Origin of the sequence: Brachybacterium sp. GCM10030252 (assembly GCF_042666535.1) — a bacterium.
Classification (GTDB): domain Bacteria; phylum Actinomycetota; class Actinomycetes; order Actinomycetales; family Dermabacteraceae; genus Brachybacterium.
In genome coordinates, this window is the sequence record NZ_JBHTDM010000009.1 from 125,707 (window position 1) to 142,792 (window position 17,086).

The window sequence follows — 17,086 nt, forward strand, 5'->3', positions numbered from 1 at the left end:
AGCCCAGCGGCGGATGCCTCCGGCAGGACGCCCGCGCGAGGATCGGATCATGACCGAGATCGCAGGAGCCCGGCCGAGTCCCGTCGCGGAGCACTCCCGGCCCGCCGTCCCCGAACCATCACCCGTGCCGTCGGCCGCGTCCGAGCCGGCCCCGTCCGAGCAGGTGGCCTTCCACCGGCTCCCGCGGGTGGTGCCGCATCGGCGCTACTGGTGGCGGCCGCTGCTCGCTCTGCTGGTCACCGCCGCGTCGTTCGCGGCGATGGTGCTGCTGCTCGCCGTGCCCGTGGTCGCCGTCTCGCTGATCTGGCCGGGCGCGGCTCCCAGCGAGATGATCTCGGATCCGCTGAACCCGATGGACCAGGTGCTGGGTCTGGGCGCGCTCGCCCTGCTGATCCCGGCAGTGCTGCTGGGGACACGGGTGGCCTACGGGCGCTTCGGCATCGCCCACTCGGTGCTGGGGCGCTTCCGCTGGGGGCTGCTGGGCCGGGCGGCGCTCGTCGTGGTGCCGGTCTACCTCCTGACCGGCACGGCGGCGAACCTCGTCCTGAACCGGGACGTGATCGCTCTGCCCCCGCCGACCGCGGGCGTGCTGGCGGCGTGGCTGCTCGCGCTGGTGCTGGCCCCGCTGCAGTCCGCAGGGGAGGAGTACGCCTTCCGGGTGCTGCCGCTGCAGGTTCTGGGGACCTGGCTGCGGTGGCCCGTCGTCGGGATCCTCGCTCCCGTGCCGCTGTTCGTGCTCGGCCACGGCTACACAGGGCTGGGACGGGTCGAGATCGCGCTGTTCGCCGTCGTCATGGGGCTGCTCGCCTGGAAGACGGGCGGCATCGAGATCCCGGTGCTGCTGCATGTCGCCAACAACTGGACGCTGTTCGTCATCGCCCCGATGATCCCGGGATTCACGGAGCAGGGCGAGGTGAGCCTGCCCTCGATGCTCCTCAGCGCCGTGCCGATGCTCGTGCTGGCCGCAGCGCTGTGGTGGTGGTTCTCGCGGCGCGAGGGCCTCGGGCTGTGGCAGCCGCAGCGGGTGGCGCTCGGCCACGGCGCTCTGCCCGCACGCCTCACTCGGCCCGCACGCGACTCGGTGAACCGTGGCCAGTCGCATCCCGCTGCACGGAGGAGCGGTCTAGTCCGGTCCGGGCAGTTCGCCCCGCGGCGGTGAGAGCTCAGAGCCGGCACGGTGTGCTCCATAGGAGGGGAGGCCCCGGATCCCGCTGCTCGCGCAGCCCGGAAGCCGGCTGCCTCCGCTCTCAGCCGGCCCGTTCTACAGTGGTGACGCCATGTGCCGCCCCCTCATCCCCGCCTCCGACCGGTCCCTCGCCGCATGAGTGCGCCCCCGCCCCCGCGCCCTGTTCCGTACCACCGGCTGGCGACCCTGCGCTCGACCTGGTCCCTGCCCGTCAAACCGCTGCTGACGCTCGCGACGGCGTTCGTCGTCTACGTCGCACTGGCCTCGGTGCTGCTGGTGCTGACGATCCTGGTGCTCGCCCTCGCGCCCGGCGTGAACATCGCCCTTGGAGTGACCAGCGGCGACCCCACCAGCCCGCTCGATGTGGGCCTCGCCCTCGCGATGGGCGCGCTGTGGCTGCCGGCCGGCCTGGCCGGCGTACGCATCGGCGGCTGGCGTCCGCCCGGGCCGACCTGGTCGGTGGCGGCCCGCTTCCGCCGTGAGCTGCTGCGGCCGACGGGCATCGTGGCAGGGCTGGGCGGCCTGGCGGTCGTGGCGGCCGCCGCGCTGGCGGGTGCGCTCGCCGGCTCCGCGGGCGGCCTCGTGGAGGCGACCTCTCCCGGAGCCTCGGGGGCCGACGGAGGAGCCGGGCCGCTCCAGCTCCTCGTGCTCACGCTGATCGTGCTGGTGCTGGTCCCGCTGCAGGCCGTGGGACTGGAGCTGACGATGCGCGGTGTGCTGCTCCAGGCTCTCGGTACCTGGATACGCACGCCCGTCGTCCCCGTCCTGGTGGTCGGAGCCCTCTCCCTGGTCGGCCGCGAGCTGACCGTCCCGGTCGCGATCCCGGCCGTCGCCCTCGCCGCGTGCGCCGCCGTCCTGGCCTGGAAGACCGGCGGCCTCGAGGTGCCGATCGCGCTGGCCGTGGCCGTCACCGTCGGCGCCCTGTTGGTCTCCGCGTTCGCAGCGGGGACGGGCGGCGGCGCCGGGGCCGCCGCGCTCGGTGCCGCCGCAGCCGCTCCCGGCACCTCCGCCGCCACCCTCGCCGTGGCCGATGGTGCCGCCCTGGCCGGTGGGATCTCGTCCGCGATCGCCCTGGTGCTGGTCACCGTTCTCGTCATGGCGCTGGTCAGCCGGCGCGAGCAGCTCGCTCTGCTCGAGCCCGTCGGCCGTGACGCCTCGGACCCTGCGCCGGATCCCGTTCCGTTCTGAGCCTGCCGCGCGGGCTCTCGAGCAGCCGGACAGTGATGGACACCACCGGGATTCTCACGTAGGAATATCGGGGCCGTGCACCTGCCCGGCCGATCCCGACGGAGAAGGAACAAGGACGATGACGCCCGACACCCACATCTCACGCCGCACCCTGGTCGCCACGGGAACGCTCGGGGCCGCCCTCGCCGGCGGCCTCGGCCTCGCCGCGGCCCCGGCCCACGCCGCCCGCGGTTACACCAACCCCGTGATCGCCACCAACCAGCCGGACCCCGGCGTGCTCGAGGTCGCGGGTCGCTACTACCTCTACTCGACCGCCGGGGCGATGGGGAACATGCCGGTGCTGCGCTCCAAGGACCTGGTGGACTGGAAGCCCCTGGGCGACGGGCAGCCCGAGATCGCCGCCTGGGCCAACCCCGGCCGGCACTGGGCGCCCGAGGTGCTCGACGTCGGCGGGAAGTTCCACGCCTACTACACCGCCTGGGAGCGCGCCACGGACCGGCAGGCGATCGGCGTCGCCGTCGCCGACTCGCCGGAGGGTCCGTTCGTCGACTCCGACGAGGCGCCGCTGCTGTCCACGCCGGAGGAGGGCGGCTGCATCGACGCCTCCCCGTTCCGCGACGAGGACGGCTCGCTGTGGCTGCTGTGGAAGAACGACGGCAACGCCGCCGACCAGGACTCGTTCCTGTTCGCCCAGCGCCTGGCCGAGGACGGCCGGAGCCTCGTGGGTGAGCGCACCCGGATCCTCGAGCGCGACCAGGCCTGGGAGATCTACACGATCGAGGGCCCCTCGGTCATCACCCACGAGGGCCGCTACTACCTCTTCTACTCCGCCGGCGAGTACTGGAACGAGACCTACGGCGTGGGCGTCGCGGTCGCCGACGCGATCGACGGCCCCTGGACCAAGATCACCGACACCCCGGTGCTCTCGGCCAACGAGGTCGCCGCCGGCCCGGGCCACGGCATGCCGGTGCGCACCCGCGACGGCCTCTGGTACGTCTACCACGCCTGGCAGCCCGAGCACATCGGCGAGGACCCGGGCCGGCTGACCTGGATCTCCCCGGTCACCATCGAGAACGGGACGGTGAGCATCGACGGCCCGAAGATCGAGAACCGCACGCGCCCCGGCGTGGGCCGCCCGCGGGTGTGAGCGCGACCGAGCTCTGCTGACCGCCGCAGCGCGCCCCGCGGACAGCAGCCGCGAGCCATGCTGGCGGAGCTGCGCGCTGTGCCGGCGGAGCAGGGCGATCGGGGCCGGGCGCGGTCGCGGAACGGAACATCCGGCCGCCGCCCGGCCCCGGCGTCGTAAGGTCACGAGCATGAACCCTGCCGACGCCGCCAGCTCCGTTCCTGCCCGCACCGACCCCGCCATCCCCGATCAGCTGCTGCTGCTCCCGCTGCGCCAGAAGATCATCGAGCGCGACCTGGGAGTACGCGCGCTCCACCTGCACCGCGCGGGCCATGAGGAGCTCGGTCACCGCTTCAGCGACGACACCGTCGAGAACGTCTACTCGATCTCCAAGACCGTCACCGCGCTCGCGATCGGCATCGCCGAGGAGGAAGGTTTGCTGGGCGTCGAGGACAGGCTCGTCGACCACCTTCCCGCCCCTGTTGCCGGCTACGGCGCCGGGATCGAGCAGGTGCGACTGAGCCATCTGCTCACCATGACCTCCGGGTCCCCGATCCTCGCCTTCGTCGACGAGCAGCGCGAGCACGAGGACCTCGCCGCCCTGTTCCTCTCCACCGACCTCACCGCGGCAGCGGGGGAGAAGTGGGAGTACTCCAACGGCTCGATCTTCCTGCTCTCGCGGGTGATCAGCGAACGCACCGGGCGCTCCCTGCGCGACTGGCTGATGCCGCGCCTGTTCGAGCCGCTGGGGATCCTCAACCCCCAGTGGCACACCACCCGGGACGGGTACAGCTGGGGCGCGACCGGCCTGCACCTGAGGAGCGGCCAGCTGGCCCGGATCGGCCGGCTGCTGCTGCAGCGCGGCGAGTACGACGGTCGCCAGCTCGTGCCGGCCGCCTGGATCGATGCCCTCCACGCCGAGGACACCTGGGTGTCCACCGGGGAAGCCGAGCCCGAGAGCGCGCAGTACGGCCGCGCGGTCTGGCGCTGCACGCCCGAGGGATCCTGGCGGGCCGACGGGGCCTACGGCCAGCTGATCGTGGTGCTGCCTGAACAGGACGCCGTCCTGACCGTCACCTCGCGGCTCGAGGGTCGCGGGGCGGCCGAGATCCTCCGCGCCGTGTGGGAGGAGCTGCTGCCGCTGCTGTGAGCGGTCCCAGGCTCCGCGGTGGGCCGGGGTAGCGTTGGCCCATGGACTGGACCGCGCTCGCGAACCTCGCCCTGGTGCTGCTCTTCGTACTGGTCGGAGGGCTGTTCGCCGGCACCGAGATGGCGATCGTGAACCTCCGCGAGTCGCAGATCAGGCAGCTCGAGCAGGGCGGCGCCGGCGGCGAGCGCACCGCGAAGCTGGTGCGCGACCCGAATCTGTTCCTCTCGGCGGTCCAGATCGGGGTGACCGTCGCCGGGTTCTTCTCCTCCGCCTACGGCGCCTCCACCATCGCGCCGTCCCTGGTCCCGATGCTCACCGGCGCGGGCCTGTCCGAGGCCACCGCCTCCACGGTGGCCCTGATCGGGATGACGCTGGTCATCGCCTTCCTCTCGCTCGTGCTCGGCGAGCTGGTGCCCAAGCGCCTGGCGATGCAGAACGCCCTGGCCATGACCCGGATCGTCGGCCCTCCCCTGAGCGTGTTCGGCCGCCTGATGAAGCCCGTGATCTGGCTGCTGTCGGTCTCGACCAACCTGGTCGTGCGGGCCGTCGGCGGTGATCCCCACGCGGATCGCGAGGCCGTCTCCGCCGAGGAGATCCGCTCCATGGTGCGCAACTCCGATGCCCTTGCCGAGGCCGAGTCCCGGGTGCTGGCCGACGTGTTCGACGCGTCCGAGCGCACCGTCGTCGAGGTGATGCGGCCGCGCCACCAGGTCCACTTCCTTCCCGGTGACGAGACCGTGGCCGGGGCCCGCGAGGTGATCCGGGAGACCGGCGTCTCGCGCTACCCCGTGATCGGGGAGGACGTCGATGACGTGGTCGGGTTCGCCCATGTGCGGGACCTGCTGCTGGTCGAGGACCCGGCCACCACGCGACTGGCGGAGATCGCCCGGCCCATCGAGCACATCCCCGGCACCGTCGAGGTGCTGGCGGCGCTGAACCGGATGCGCGCCCAGGCCGAGCAGATCGCGGTGGTGGTCGATGAGTACGGAGGCACCGACGGCATCGTCACCCTGGAGGACCTGCTCGAGGAGCTGGTGGGCGAGATCTACGACGAGTTCGACCGGGAGGGCCGCCCCACCGCCGGCGAGCTCGAGGGGACGATCCAGGCCGACGGTCGGATCGACGGCGGCCTGATCCTGCAGGAGTTCGAGGCGGCCACCGGCATCACCCTGCCCGATACCGGCGGCTACGAGACCGTCGGCGGATTCGTCATGGCGCGCCTGGGGCGGATCCCCGAGGCCGGGGACACGATCGAGATCGACGGCGGCCGCCTGGAGGTGCTCGAGGTCGACGAGAGGCGCGTCCAGACCGTCCAGCTCACCCACGTCGCCGCTCCGGAGCCGGGTGAGCGCCCGGTTTCGTGAGATCCGTGAGGTGACGGGAACTCGGTCGCCTTTCCCACCGGTTCACGGATCTCGCGAGGACCGTGGCATTCGGGGGCTTCGCGGCGGCCGCGCACATAGTGGGCTTCGTGGGGTTTGGGCTTCGTGGGCTTTGGGGTTCGTGGGCTTCGTGGGCTTCGCGGGGAGCGCGGGGCGCGCCGTGGGGGAACGAGGACGAGGGCGAGCCCCGGTGGGGCCCGCCCTCGCGTGTGCGACTGAGCCGGAACGCCTCGTGCGCCCCGAGGTGATCAGTCGGTCACGGTGAAGCGCACGGACTCCGTGAAGGAGTTCCCGTTGCGGTCCGTCGCGGTGATCTCGGCGGTGTGCGTGCCGGCCGCGAGGTCCTCGCTGAGCTGGTGGCGCCACAGGTGGGCGCTCGAGGTGGTCACGTTGCCGCTGCTGCGCAGGTTCTGCGTGGCCGCGACGGTGTCGGAGTACTCGAAGCCCTCCGCCAGCGCCTCACCCTCGGCGGGCTGGGTGTGCTCCGCCGGGCTGGCGGAGCCGCCGTCGATCGAGACCTCGACCGTCGCCTCGGTCGAGCCGCCGAAGAAGTCGGCGGTCAACCAGGTGCCCCCGGCGAGGTCCTCGCGCGTGACCGTGTTCGGATCGCCCAGCTCGGACATCTCGCCGGCCTTGTCGTCGTCCTGCCACGCCTGCGCCTGCTCGGCCCAGTCGCGCCAGGTCGGCGAGTTCACGCCCAGGGTCAGCTGCTCGTCGTCGTCCTCACCGCGCACCGTGTAGCGGGCGCTGAGGTCAGCGCCGTCCAGGCCGAGGGTCATGATGCCGGGGCGCGCCCCGTCGTTCATGTACGCGTACGGAAGGCCGTTCTCGTCCAGGCCGCCGGAGTACCAGTCCCCCGAGACGGCCCCGGCGATCAGGGCCTGGTGCGGGAGCTCGTCGATGCCGTCCTCGGCCCACTCGGCGCGCTGGTCGCCGGGGAGGTAGTTCTCCAGCGTGTGGGTGTGGCCGCCGACGGTGGTGACGTCGCGGCCCTCGAGCACGTCGTACAGATCCGTGGCGTTGTCGATGATCACGCCGTTGCGGTCCAGCACCGGAGCATGCGTGGCCAGCACGATCTTCTTGTCGTCCGGCACGTTCTCGAGATCCTTCGCGAGCCAGTCGAGCTGCTCCTGGTCGATCTTCTCGAGGTATTTCGCGTCGGTCTCGGTGTTGGGGTACTCGATGCTGTCGAGCACCACGAAGTGCGCCTCGCCCACGTCGTAGGAGAAGTAGGCCGGGCCGATGTGCTGGCGGAAGGTGTCGTTGCTGTGGCTCGACTCGGTGGCATCGAAGTCGAGGTCGTGGTTGCCCATCGCGGCGCGGATGGGGCCGTTGACGTCGGCGTAGATGTCCTTCAGCTCCGGGTACAGGCTGAGGTCGTCGCCGACGTTGTCGCCCAGCATGAGCACGCCGCAGCCGCCGTAGTCGTGGCGCTCGGTGAGGTCCTTGACGGCGCCGTCGCGGGCGTAGCCCATCTGAGTGAGGTCGTAGGCCTGGGTGTCGGCGGCGATCGGGCAGCTCTGCTGCGAGCCCTTGGTCGCCTTGGACTTGCCCATCGGGAAGTTGACCGCCTCGGGCAGCTCGCCCGTGGGCTCCAGCCCGCCGTACTTCAGCTCCGTGGAGCCCTCGGGCAGGTGGTTGTAGCTGAACTGCGCGAAGTTGTGCTCGTCCACGGGCACCTGCCACCCGGCGGGCTGGGTGACGAACACGGTCATGTTCTCGTACACCGGCAGCTCATAGCTGCCGTCCTTCGCGGTGGTGACGACCTCGCGGCCGTTGGAGACAGTGACCCCGGCGATGCCCTTCTCGCCACGGTCCTGGGTGGAGTCCTTGTCCTTGTCATCGAAGACGACGCCCTGGAGGGTCTCGGGATCGGCGGCCTGCCCGCGGATGACCTCGACCTCACCCTGGTAGGCGTCGGAGGGGACGTCACTGCCGGCGGGGTCGGCATTCGCCGCGGTGGGGACGATGCTCGCGCACAGCACTGCCGAGGCACCGAGGGCGAGGGTGGAGGCGAGACGGCGGCGAGCGCGGCTGGAGCGGGCCGCGCGGGTCGAGCCGGGCGCGGAGGAGGAGGCTGCGCCCGAGATGGAGGAGGGGGAGGTGGCGGATGCGTGGGGAGCGGAGGAGGGGGATGCGGGGGAGGGGTATGTCATGAGGAGCTTTCTCGCGTGAGGGGTCGGCTTCCGCCGTATGACGCTAGGGAGCCCAGGTGACATCGCGGCGGCTTCGACGTGACGAGGAGTTCAAGCGCTGCCCGCAACCGGACATCGTGGGCACCGGGCCGGCGCGCTCACCCCTCGGCGCCGCCACCGCGCTTCCCGTGCCACCGCGCCTCCCCGCCGCCACCATGCCCCCGTCGTCACCGCGCCCCCGCCGCCACCATGCCCCCGTCGTCACCGCGCCCCCGCCGCCACCACGTATCCCCGCCGCCACCGCCCGCCCTTCGCGGGATCCGTGAATCGGTTGGTATCCGGCCCTCAAAGCAACCGGGTCACGGATCTCGCGCGGGGCGAGGCGACGTGAGGGGAACGTCGTCTCGCGCGGGGCGGGGCGACGTGCGGGGAGCGTCGTCGCGCGCCGGGACCCGGCGTGCCCCGGTAGGCTCGGAGCAGACGCACCCTGCGCCGGGACCGCGGTCCCGGCGCCCCGCTACCCGGGAGGGAATCCGATGGCTCGCACCAGCTTTGCCCAGCTCCTCGTCACCCAGCTCCGCGACCTCGGCGTCGAGCGCATCTACGGGGTCGTCGGCGATTCGCTGAACCCGATCGTGGACGCCGTGCGCACCACCGAGGGCATCGAGTGGATCCACGTGCGCAACGAGGAGGCCGGGGCCTTCGCCGCCGGCGCCGAAGCACGCCTGACCGGGAAGCTCGCCGTGTGCGCCGGCTCCTGCGGGCCCGGCAACACGCACATGATCCAGGGCCTGTACGACGCCCACCGCGACGGGGCCCCGGTGCTCGCGATCGCCTCGCACATCCCCAGCGGCAGCATCGGCACCGGCTTCTTCCAGGAGACCCACCCCGAGGCCCTGTTCCAGGAATGCTCGCACTTCTGCGAACTGGTCAACTCCGGCGACCACGGCACCACCATGCTGCACATCGCCGTCCAGACCGCGATCGCGAAGCAGGGCGTCTCCGTGCTCGTGCTCCCCGGCGACATCGCCGACCAAGAGGTCGACGACGGCCCGTGGACCCGGGACCTCGCCACCGACATGGGCCGTGTCCAGCCCGCCCCGGGCCCCGTCGGCCGCCTCGCCGAGCTGATCGACGAGGCCGGCACCGTCACCCTGTTCACCGGTGCCGGCGTGCGCGGCGCCCGCGAGGAGGTGCTCGAACTCGCCGACCGGGTCAAGGCGCCGATCGGCCACGCCTTCGGCGGCAAGGAGTGGATGCAGTACGACAACCCCTATGACGTGGGCATGAGCGGACTGCTCGGCTACGGGGCCTGCTACGAGGCCATGCACGAGGCCGACCTGGTGATCCTGCTGGGCACCGACTTCCCCTACACCGAGTTCCTTCCCGGCCACGGCAGCTCGAAGAACCCCCCGAAGATCGTCCAGATCGACGCCGACGCCTCCCGGCTGGGCCGCCGCATCCCGCTGGACCTCGCCGTCCACGGCGACGTCGCCCTGACGCTGCAGGCCGTGATGCCGCTGCTGACCAGCTCGAAGAGCCATCGCTTCCTCCACCGCATGCTGAAGAGTCATCACAAGGCTCTGACCGGTGTGGTCTCCGCGTACACCAAGAACGTCGAGCGGATGAAGCCCATCCATCCGGAGTTCGTCGCCGCCACCCTCGACGACCTCGCCGCCGACGATGCCGTCTTCACCGTCGACACCGGCATGTGCAACGTGTGGGGCGCCCGCTACATCACCCCTAACGGCAGGCGCCGCGTGTTCGGCTCCTGGCACCACGGCACCATGGCCAACGCCCTCCCGCAGGCCATCGGCGCCTCCCTCGCGTACCCGGACCGGCAGGTCATCTCCATGAGCGGCGACGGCGGGCTCGGCATGCTCATGGGCGAACTGCTCACCGTGAAGCTGCACCAGTTGAACGCCAAGATCCTCGTGTTCAACAACTCCAGCCTCGGCATGGTCAAGCTGGAGATGCTGGTCGAGGGCCTCCCGGACCACGGCACCGACCACGAGGACGTCGACTACGCCGCGATCGCCCACGGCGTCGGCATCCCCTCGGTGCGCATCACCGACCCCAAGAAGCTGCGCAAGGACCTGGAGAAGGCGCTGGCGACCGACGGGCCGATGCTGATCGACGTGGTCACCGACCCCGACGCCCTCTCGATGCCGCCGAAGGTCACCGCCCAGCAGATCCGCGGCTTCGCCACCGCGAGCACCAAGATCGTGCTCGGCGGCGGCGTGGGCCGCATGATCGACATGGCGGCCAGCAACGTGCGCAACCTGCCGCGCTGAGGCGGGAGATCATGACCCTCATCCATCCGCGCAGCCTGGAGCGCTGGCAGGAGTGGCGCGGCAGCCGGAGCCGGACCGACGCCGCGCGAGCTGCCGTGGCCGGCCTGGTGCGCTCCGCGCGACCGGGGAAGGCGGCCCGGACAGCACGGGAGAGCACAGGCGCGGCCGCGAGCTCGCTGGTGCTGCACTCCCGCTCGGGCGAGGGCAGCGGCCGGATCCTGGTCGGCGTCGACTCCGCCACGGCCGCCGCCCGCGACGCTCTGCTCACCGCCCTGCCCTACCTCCACGTTCCCGTGGACGTGCTGGCACCGGCGTCGATCGAGCTGCCCGAGCTCGCCGGCACCGACTGGGAGCGCGAGAACCTCCCCGCGGCGCGCGCCGGTCTCGAGGGCCGCGGCATCACCTCGGCCATCACGCTGGGATGGCACCTGCCCGTGGGCCGGCTGGTCCACGAGTGGGCGCTGGAGGCCGACGTCCCCAGTGCCGTCGTCCAGCACACCGCCGTGACCCCGTACACGCCGCCGCTCCCACCGCAGACCACCCTGCTGGCGTGGAGCGACGCCGACGCCGAGTTCCACCGCTCCGGCCGCGACGACCTCGAGGTGCGCACCGTCGGCTCCCAATGGCTGTGGCAGGCCGCGCACGACGTGGCCGGTCCCGCCGGGCCGGGCCACGCGACCGCCGGGCCGGGCCGCGCGACCGCCGGGCCGGGCCACGCGATCGCCGGGACCGGCCCTGCCCCCGATGAGGCCGGCACAGCCGCGGGCGAGACCGACCCCAGTGATGAGCGCCCCGTCTTCCTCGGCCAGCTCGACGCCCTCGAGCTGCCCCGCCGGGTCACCGCCGGCGCCGCGTACTCCGTCTGCCGCTCCGCCGGTGCCTCGTACCGGCCCGGGCCGGGCGAGAGGGATCCCGTCGCCCGCGGCGTCCACACCGTGCTGCGCCGCCGCGGCATCGATCTCGAGGACCCGGCCGCGACGGTGGCGGAGCTGGGCCGTCCGGTCGTCTCGGTGTTCTCCCCCGAGGTGCTCGAGGCTGCGGTGCGGGGCCTGCCCGCCTGGGTCCACGCCCCGCGCGCCCCGTCGTGGGTGCACGAGTACTGGGAGCGGTACGGGATGCGCCGCGCCGGCGGCCCCGCGACCCCCGCGCCGCCGGTAGCGGCCGACGAACCCGCTCGCCTGATCGCCCAGATCCTCGAGGGCGGTGCGTGAGCATTCTGGGCCTGGACGGCCGGCTGCAGCATTACGCCTGGGGATCGACGACGGCGCTGCCGGAGTTCCTGGGCCGCGAGGCGGACGGCACCCCGTGGGCCGAGGCCTGGTTCGGCGCGCACCCGCTGGCTCCCGCGACGATCCCCGGCGGCGGGCGCCTGGACGCGGTGATCGCCGCGGACGGCCCGGCCCTGCTGGGGGAGGACGTCGGCCGCGCCTTCCAGGGCCGCCTGCCGTTCCTGCTGAAGGTGATCGCCCCCGAGCGGCCGCTGTCCCTGCAGGTCCATCCCACGCGCGAGCACGCTGCGGAATCCTTCGCCGCGGAGAACGCCGCCGGGCTCGCCCTGGACTCCCCGCGCCGCACCTACCGCGACGCGAACCATAAACCGGAGATGCTCGTCGCCCTGACCCGCTTCACCGCGCTGTGCGGATTCCGCACCCCGCGCCGGGCCGCCGCGATCCTCGAGGGGCTGGGCACCGACCTCACGGACCGGCTGCACGGGCTGCTGGTCGGCAGCCCGACGGCCCATGGCATGCGCGCCGCCTTCCGCACCCTGGTCTCCGCGTCCATGCGCCCGACGGCGGAGGAGGTCGCCGAGGTGGTCGTTGCCTGCCGGGCGCGGTCGGCGGCTGGCAGCTCGCCCTCACCCCGGATCGACCGGTTCGTCTCGCTGCTGGCCGAGCACCACCCGGGCGACCCCGGCGTCGTCGCCGCGCTGCTGCTGAACCCGGTGACGCTGGAGCCCGGGGAGGCGATGTTCGTCCCTGCCGGGGCGCTGCACGCCTACCTCCACGGCATGGGCCTGGAGGTCATGGCCGCCAGCGACAACGTGCTGCGAGCCGGACTGACCCCGAAGAAGGTCGACGCCGACGAGGTCCTCCAGTGCGTCTCCGTCACCGCCGCGCCCCCGCTGCGCGTCGCCCCCGAGCGGCAGAACGCCACGTCGGTCGCCTACTACGCGCCCGTCGACGACTTCGAGCTCGCCCTCACCGAGCTCTCGGACCCTACCGGTCCGCCGCAGCCGTGCCATCCGATCCCCGGGACCGGGCCGAGGATCGTGCTCGGGCTCGAGGGGGAGGTCCTGCTCGGCACGCGCGGCGGCACGCACCTGCTGCCCGCGGGCGGCGCCGCGTTCGTCCCGGCGGCCGACGGGCCCCTGCGGGCCGGTGGCAGGGGCCGGTTCGCGCAGGCCAGCGTGCCCTGACGCTCAGGTCGCCCGGTCCTGCGGCGCCGGCAGCTCTCCGTCCTCCGGGGCGGCGGGCAGCTCCCCGTCCTCCTGGGCGAGGCGGAGCTGTTCGCGGATCTCGTCGACGAACTCGATCACCGCGGTGCCGCCGGTGACGGGGCCACCCGCGAGCAGCCCGTCGGCCCCCAGCAGCACCGCGCAGGGAGCGGTGCGTCCGCCGAGCGCCTCTCGGGCACTGAACTGCGGGTCGTAGAGCACGTGCTCGCCCACGCGCTGGGTGGTGCGCTCGCGCAACTGCTCCACGGGCCGCGAGAAGGCGACCTTGACCTGCATGTAGGCGGAGAGGTCACGGTGCCAGCCGGCCACCTGGTCGATCACGCGCTCACACGGGCCGCACCCCTCGGAGACGAACACCAGCAGTACCGCCTGCCGGGCGCTGAGCCGGCGCAGGGTGATCAGCTCCCCGGAGCGCTCCTGGAGCACGCCCGCGGGAATCGCCGCGCGCTCATAGTCCAGCAGCTCATCCTGCTCGACCTCCTCGCCGCCGGAGGCCGACGGGCTCTGCCCGGCCTTCTCGCTATCGGGGACCGACCGGGTCTTTCCTGCCTCCGGCTCGAGGCCGCCGAGGGCCAGCCCCGTCAGCACCACGGCCGTCGCGACCGCGAGCACCCAGGCCAGCAGCGCCAGGGGGTGATACACGAGGATCCGGGTGAGGTCGCCGGCGGCGGCCAGCGCCACCGTGAGCAGTCCCAGCACGCTCAGCAGCACGTTGCGGTACAGCGTGCCGCGGGAGACCGTCGGCGAGCCCAGGGTGCCGAAGCACGAGCACTCCACCGCCTCGTCGACGGTGAGCGCCCGCGCGATGATCACCAGATACGTCACCATCAGCACGGCGATCAGAGCGGCCACCACCGTCTGCAGCGGCACGACCGGCACCCACAGGCCCAGAGCCAGCACGATCTCCGCGACCGGCAGCACCGTGGCGATGGCCGGGTGCCACGAGCGGGCGGGCAGGCGCAGCGAGACCATCGCGTCGGCGGTGATGTCGCGCTGACCGAGCTTGGCCAGCCCGGAGACCAGCAGCGTCATGGTCAGCAGGATCGGCGCGGTGACCAGGACAGTCATCGCCGCGCTCCGTGGTGGGTCGAGAGGCGGCGGCGGGCGGCTCGGGAGCGGGGGTCGGGCATTCTTCGAGAATATCCCCGAACTCCTATCGTGGACCCATGCCGACCCACGATCCCGCCGCGGACATCACGGCCCTGCGCGAGTCCTTCGACGCCGGCACCACCCGCCGGGTCGAGGCCCGCCTGGCCCAGCTGGAGGCCCTGCGCCGCGGACTGCGCGCCGAGCACCGCCGCCTGACCAGCGCTCTCGCCGAGGACCTCGGCAAATCCCGCACCGAGAGCGTGATCACCGAGCTCGGGGTCCTGACCCAGGAGATCGCGCACGTGCGCCGGCACCTGCGCTCCTGGCTGCGCCCCGAACGGTTCCCGCTGGGGCCGCTGCAGGCGCCCTCCCGGGCCGAGCTGCACCGCGAACCGCTCGGGCTGGTGCTGGTCATCGCGCCCTGGAACTATCCGCTGAACCTGGCCCTGGCCCCGCTGATCGGCGCGATCGCCGGCGGGAACACCACGATCCTGACCCCCAGCGAGCTCGCCCCGGCCACCTCATCGGCGATCGCGCACCTCGTGCGCACGCATCTGGATCCGGCCTGGGTGCGGGTGGTCGAGGGCGGGGCCGACGAGACCTCCGCCCTGCTCGAACAGCGCGTCGACCTCATCTTCTACACCGGCGGCAGCACCGTCGGCCGGATCGTCGCCCGCGCCGCCGCGGAGCACCTGACCCCGACCGTCCTCGAACTGGGCGGGAAGTCCCCGGTCTTCGTCGACGACGGGGTGGATCTGGCCCGGACCGCGCGCCGCATCGTGTGGGGGAAGTTCACCAACACCGGCCAGACGTGTGTGGCCCCTGACTACCTGATGGCCACTCCGCGCACGGCGACGAAGCTGGTCCCGCACCTGCGGCGGGCCGTGCGGGAGATGTACGGTGCCCGGCCCGAGCGCTCCCCGGACTACGGACGCATGATCTCCACCGACCACTTCGACCGTGTGCTGCGCCTGATCGACGACGACAAGGTCGCCCTCGGCGGCACCGCCGGCGCCGACCGCGCGAGCCGCTACCTCCCGCCGACGATCATGACCGGTGTGGAGCAGGGCGATGCGGTGATGGGGGAGGAGATCTTCGGCCCCGTGCTGCCGATCCTCACCGTCGAGGGCCCGGACGAGGCGATCGTCCGGATCCGCGCCGGCGAGAAGCCGCTGACCGCCTACGTGTTCACCGGCCGCCGGGAGGTCGAGGACCGCTTCACCGCGGAGACCTCCTCGGGGTCCCTGGCGCTGGGGATGACCCTCGCCCACGTCGGCTCACCCACCATGCCGTTCGGCGGGATCGGCGCCTCGGGCTCCGGTGCGTACCACGGGCGGGCCGGCCTGGAGACCTTCACCCACGCCAAACCGGTGGTCCGCAAACCCCTGCGGCCGGACACCCTGCGCCTGGTCTACCCGCCCTATCGCGGCCTCAAGCGGAGACTGCTGGGGCGCGTGCTCCGCTGACCCGGGTGGAGTGCCTCGCGGCCCGGGCGACGCGGGAGCCCAGGTTCTCGTCCACAGTCCAGCGCTCGTTCAGGGCGCATCGGGCCGCGCGAGGCTATCGTCGTCGAAGGCCTCTGCAGGCCGATGGACCGAAGGAGCGTGCGCGCCATGACCCAACCGCCTCCAGGACTGCCGTCGTTCCCCGGCGCCCAGCCGCCGGGAGGAATGCCGCCGGGCAGTCCGCCCTCGGGTGGACCGCCGCACGGTGGCATCCCCTCGGGGCCCGGGTCACCCGGCCCCTTCGGAGCGTCCCCGAACCCCGGGCCCTCCGGCCGGAGCCGGCCCGAGGACCCGAACCTCATCAACGGTGCGACCACGCACGGGGTACTCGGTCGCAGACGGATCCGGCACCCGTGGGAGCTGCCTCTCCTGGCCGTCGGCATCGGACTGACGGTTCTGACCTATGCCGGGTGGATCGCCCTCATGGTCTCGACCGTCGTGCTGCAGGTCCTGGAGGGTGAGGCGACGGTCAGCGAGCTGTGGCGGTATGTGGGGTTCATCCCCTTCGCCCTCCAGCTCGTGGCGATCCTCCCGCTGTTCCCGATCCTGGCCTGGTGGGCGCGTGCGGTGATGTACGCGCGGATGCGGGCCACGGCCGTGCGCATGAGCCCTACCCAGTTCCCCGAGGGGTATCGGATGGTGGTCGAGGCCGCCCAGCAGTACGGCATGCGCCGGGTCCCCGATGCCTACGTGCTGATGGGCAACGGAGTCGTCAACGCCTTCGCCGCGGGCCACGGCTTCCGTCGCTTCGTGGTGATCCACTCGGACATGTTCGAGGTCGGCGGAGAGAACCGTGACCGGGAGGCACTGCGCTTCGTCATCGGGCACGAGGTGGGCCACCTCGCCGCCGGCCACGTCTCCTACTTCCGACTGGTCTTCGTCAACGTGCTGCGGATGATCCCGATCCTGGGCTCCGCGTTCTCCCGAGCCCAGGAGTACACGGCCGACAACTTCGGCTACAGCTTCGCGCCGGAGGGTGCACCGGGCGTGATCGGTGTCCTCTCGGGCGGCAAATACCTCAATGCCGAGGTCAACGTCAACGAGGTCGCCGATCGCGCCGCGACCGATCCCAGCTTCTTCGTCCACTGGGTCAACTGGCTGTCCTCCCACCCGGTGATCACGTGGCGAGCCCACGCTCTGCGTGATCGCTCCAAGCCCGGGTCCCTGTGGACCCGACCGGGCGGTGCGCTGTTCCGTTCGCCGCTGCCTCCGGGACACGTGTGGTCCTCGAAGTTCCCCACCCCCGGGGACGCCATGGCCATGCTCGAGGCCGCGGATCGGACCCGGCCGGCCGGGACCGGCGACCAGTTCGGCCGCTTCCCCGGCGCGGACTACTCCTCACGTCCCCCGCTGCGATCCCTGCAGGTCTCTGCGCCGCTGCTGTCGGATCGCACCGACTACGTGATCCCACCGGGACCCTACCGCGACGACGCCGACGGCACGGAGCCCGACGCCGGCGCGGATCCCTTCGGGCGCACAGGGCCGAGAGGGCCGACGGGATGGACGGGGTAGGAGCTGCCCGGCAGACCTTCCTCCCACCACGAGCGGCGGGCGGCGGCTGAACGGACGCTGGAGG

12 protein-coding genes are annotated in these 17,086 nt (G+C 72.5%); 10 read left to right on the plus strand and 2 right to left on the minus strand.

Annotated features, from left to right (window positions below):
* Positions 1 to 49: 49 nt before the first annotated feature.
* The 5 genes from ACFQRJ_RS09235 to ACFQRJ_RS09255 all read left to right on the plus strand — a co-directional run bounded on the left by ACFQRJ_RS09235 (position 50) and on the right by ACFQRJ_RS09255 (position 6,014).
* Positions 50 to 1,159, plus strand: coding sequence for a CPBP family intramembrane glutamic endopeptidase (locus ACFQRJ_RS09235; RefSeq protein ID WP_377018728.1), 1,110 nt, complete (start codon positions 50 to 52; stop codon positions 1,157 to 1,159).
* A 162-nt stretch (positions 1,160 to 1,321) separates the two neighbouring features.
* The gene (locus ACFQRJ_RS09240) at positions 1,322 to 2,374 is read left to right on the plus strand and encodes a CAAX protease (RefSeq protein WP_377018729.1); all 1,053 of its coding nucleotides are present in this window, start codon (positions 1,322 to 1,324) and stop codon (positions 2,372 to 2,374) included.
* A gap of 118 nt (positions 2,375 to 2,492) precedes the next feature.
* Positions 2,493 to 3,521, plus strand: coding sequence for a glycoside hydrolase family 43 protein (locus ACFQRJ_RS09245; protein ID WP_377018730.1), 1,029 nt, complete (start codon positions 2,493 to 2,495; stop codon positions 3,519 to 3,521).
* 169 nt (positions 3,522 to 3,690) lie between these two features.
* Positions 3,691 to 4,650 (plus strand): serine hydrolase domain-containing protein, encoded by a 960-nt coding sequence (locus ACFQRJ_RS09250; RefSeq protein ID WP_377018731.1) that lies wholly within the window; start codon positions 3,691 to 3,693, stop codon positions 4,648 to 4,650.
* A 41-nt stretch (positions 4,651 to 4,691) separates the two neighbouring features.
* Positions 4,692 to 6,014, plus strand: coding sequence for a hemolysin family protein (locus tag ACFQRJ_RS09255; protein ID WP_377018733.1), 1,323 nt, complete (start codon positions 4,692 to 4,694; stop codon positions 6,012 to 6,014).
* A 266-nt stretch (positions 6,015 to 6,280) separates the two neighbouring features.
* Here ACFQRJ_RS09255 and ACFQRJ_RS09260 read toward each other — a convergent pair whose 3' ends face one another.
* A complete protein-coding gene (locus ACFQRJ_RS09260; RefSeq protein ID WP_377018734.1) occupies positions 6,281 to 8,188 on the minus strand; it encodes a calcineurin-like phosphoesterase C-terminal domain-containing protein in 1,908 nt (635 codons plus the stop codon).
* A gap of 515 nt (positions 8,189 to 8,703) precedes the next feature.
* On the opposite strand from ACFQRJ_RS09260, the gene ACFQRJ_RS09265 reads away from it, so the two are divergent.
* From ACFQRJ_RS09265 to manA, 3 genes are read left to right on the plus strand one after another with little or no spacing between them, the layout of a single operon-like run.
* Positions 8,704 to 10,461, plus strand: coding sequence for a pyruvate dehydrogenase (locus ACFQRJ_RS09265; protein ID WP_377018735.1), 1,758 nt, complete (start codon positions 8,704 to 8,706; stop codon positions 10,459 to 10,461).
* 11 nt (positions 10,462 to 10,472) lie between these two features.
* Positions 10,473 to 11,672, plus strand: a complete 1,200-nt coding sequence (locus ACFQRJ_RS09270) for a hypothetical protein (protein WP_377018736.1) — start codon at positions 10,473 to 10,475, stop codon at positions 11,670 to 11,672.
* A gap of 2 nt (positions 11,673 to 11,674) precedes the next feature.
* The gene (gene manA, locus ACFQRJ_RS09275; protein WP_377019002.1) at positions 11,675 to 12,877 is read left to right on the plus strand and encodes a mannose-6-phosphate isomerase, class I; all 1,203 of its coding nucleotides are present in this window, start codon (positions 11,675 to 11,677) and stop codon (positions 12,875 to 12,877) included.
* Positions 12,878 to 12,880: 3 nt separating this feature from the next.
* Here manA and ACFQRJ_RS09280 read toward each other — a convergent pair whose 3' ends face one another.
* Positions 12,881 to 13,984, minus strand: coding sequence for a TlpA family protein disulfide reductase (locus tag ACFQRJ_RS09280; RefSeq protein ID WP_377018737.1), 1,104 nt, complete (start codon positions 13,982 to 13,984; stop codon positions 12,881 to 12,883).
* A 98-nt stretch (positions 13,985 to 14,082) separates the two neighbouring features.
* Here ACFQRJ_RS09280 and ACFQRJ_RS09285 point away from each other — a divergent pair, with 98 nt between their 5' ends.
* A complete protein-coding gene (locus ACFQRJ_RS09285; protein WP_377018738.1) occupies positions 14,083 to 15,471 on the plus strand; it encodes an aldehyde dehydrogenase family protein in 1,389 nt (462 codons plus the stop codon).
* Between the two features lie 147 nt (positions 15,472 to 15,618).
* Positions 15,619 to 17,022, plus strand: a complete 1,404-nt coding sequence (locus tag ACFQRJ_RS09290) for a M48 family metallopeptidase (protein WP_377018739.1) — start codon at positions 15,619 to 15,621, stop codon at positions 17,020 to 17,022.
* Positions 17,023 to 17,086: the final 64 nt, after the last annotated feature.

What these genes read in the sequence shown, in the direction of transcription:
- ACFQRJ_RS09235 (WP_377018728.1), top strand. Translation starts at nt 50, where the DNA reads ATGACCGAGATCGCAGGAGCCCGGCCGAGTCCCGTCGCGGAGCACTCC.
- ACFQRJ_RS09240 (WP_377018729.1), top strand. Translation starts at nt 1,322, where the DNA reads ATGAGTGCGCCCCCGCCCCCGCGCCCTGTTCCGTACCACCGGCTGGCG.
- ACFQRJ_RS09245 (WP_377018730.1), top strand. Translation starts at nt 2,493, where the DNA reads ATGACGCCCGACACCCACATCTCACGCCGCACCCTGGTCGCCACGGGA.
- ACFQRJ_RS09250 (WP_377018731.1), top strand. Translation starts at nt 3,691, where the DNA reads ATGAACCCTGCCGACGCCGCCAGCTCCGTTCCTGCCCGCACCGACCCC.
- ACFQRJ_RS09255 (WP_377018733.1), top strand. Translation starts at nt 4,692, where the DNA reads ATGGACTGGACCGCGCTCGCGAACCTCGCCCTGGTGCTGCTCTTCGTA.
- ACFQRJ_RS09260 (WP_377018734.1), bottom strand. Translation starts at nt 8,188, where the DNA reads ATGACATACCCCTCCCCCGCATCCCCCTCCTCCGCTCCCCACGCATCC.
- ACFQRJ_RS09265 (WP_377018735.1), top strand. Translation starts at nt 8,704, where the DNA reads ATGGCTCGCACCAGCTTTGCCCAGCTCCTCGTCACCCAGCTCCGCGAC.
- ACFQRJ_RS09270 (WP_377018736.1), top strand. Translation starts at nt 10,473, where the DNA reads ATGACCCTCATCCATCCGCGCAGCCTGGAGCGCTGGCAGGAGTGGCGC.
- ACFQRJ_RS09280 (WP_377018737.1), bottom strand. Translation starts at nt 13,984, where the DNA reads ATGACTGTCCTGGTCACCGCGCCGATCCTGCTGACCATGACGCTGCTG.
- ACFQRJ_RS09285 (WP_377018738.1), top strand. Translation starts at nt 14,083, where the DNA reads ATGCCGACCCACGATCCCGCCGCGGACATCACGGCCCTGCGCGAGTCC.
- ACFQRJ_RS09290 (WP_377018739.1), top strand. Translation starts at nt 15,619, where the DNA reads ATGACCCAACCGCCTCCAGGACTGCCGTCGTTCCCCGGCGCCCAGCCG.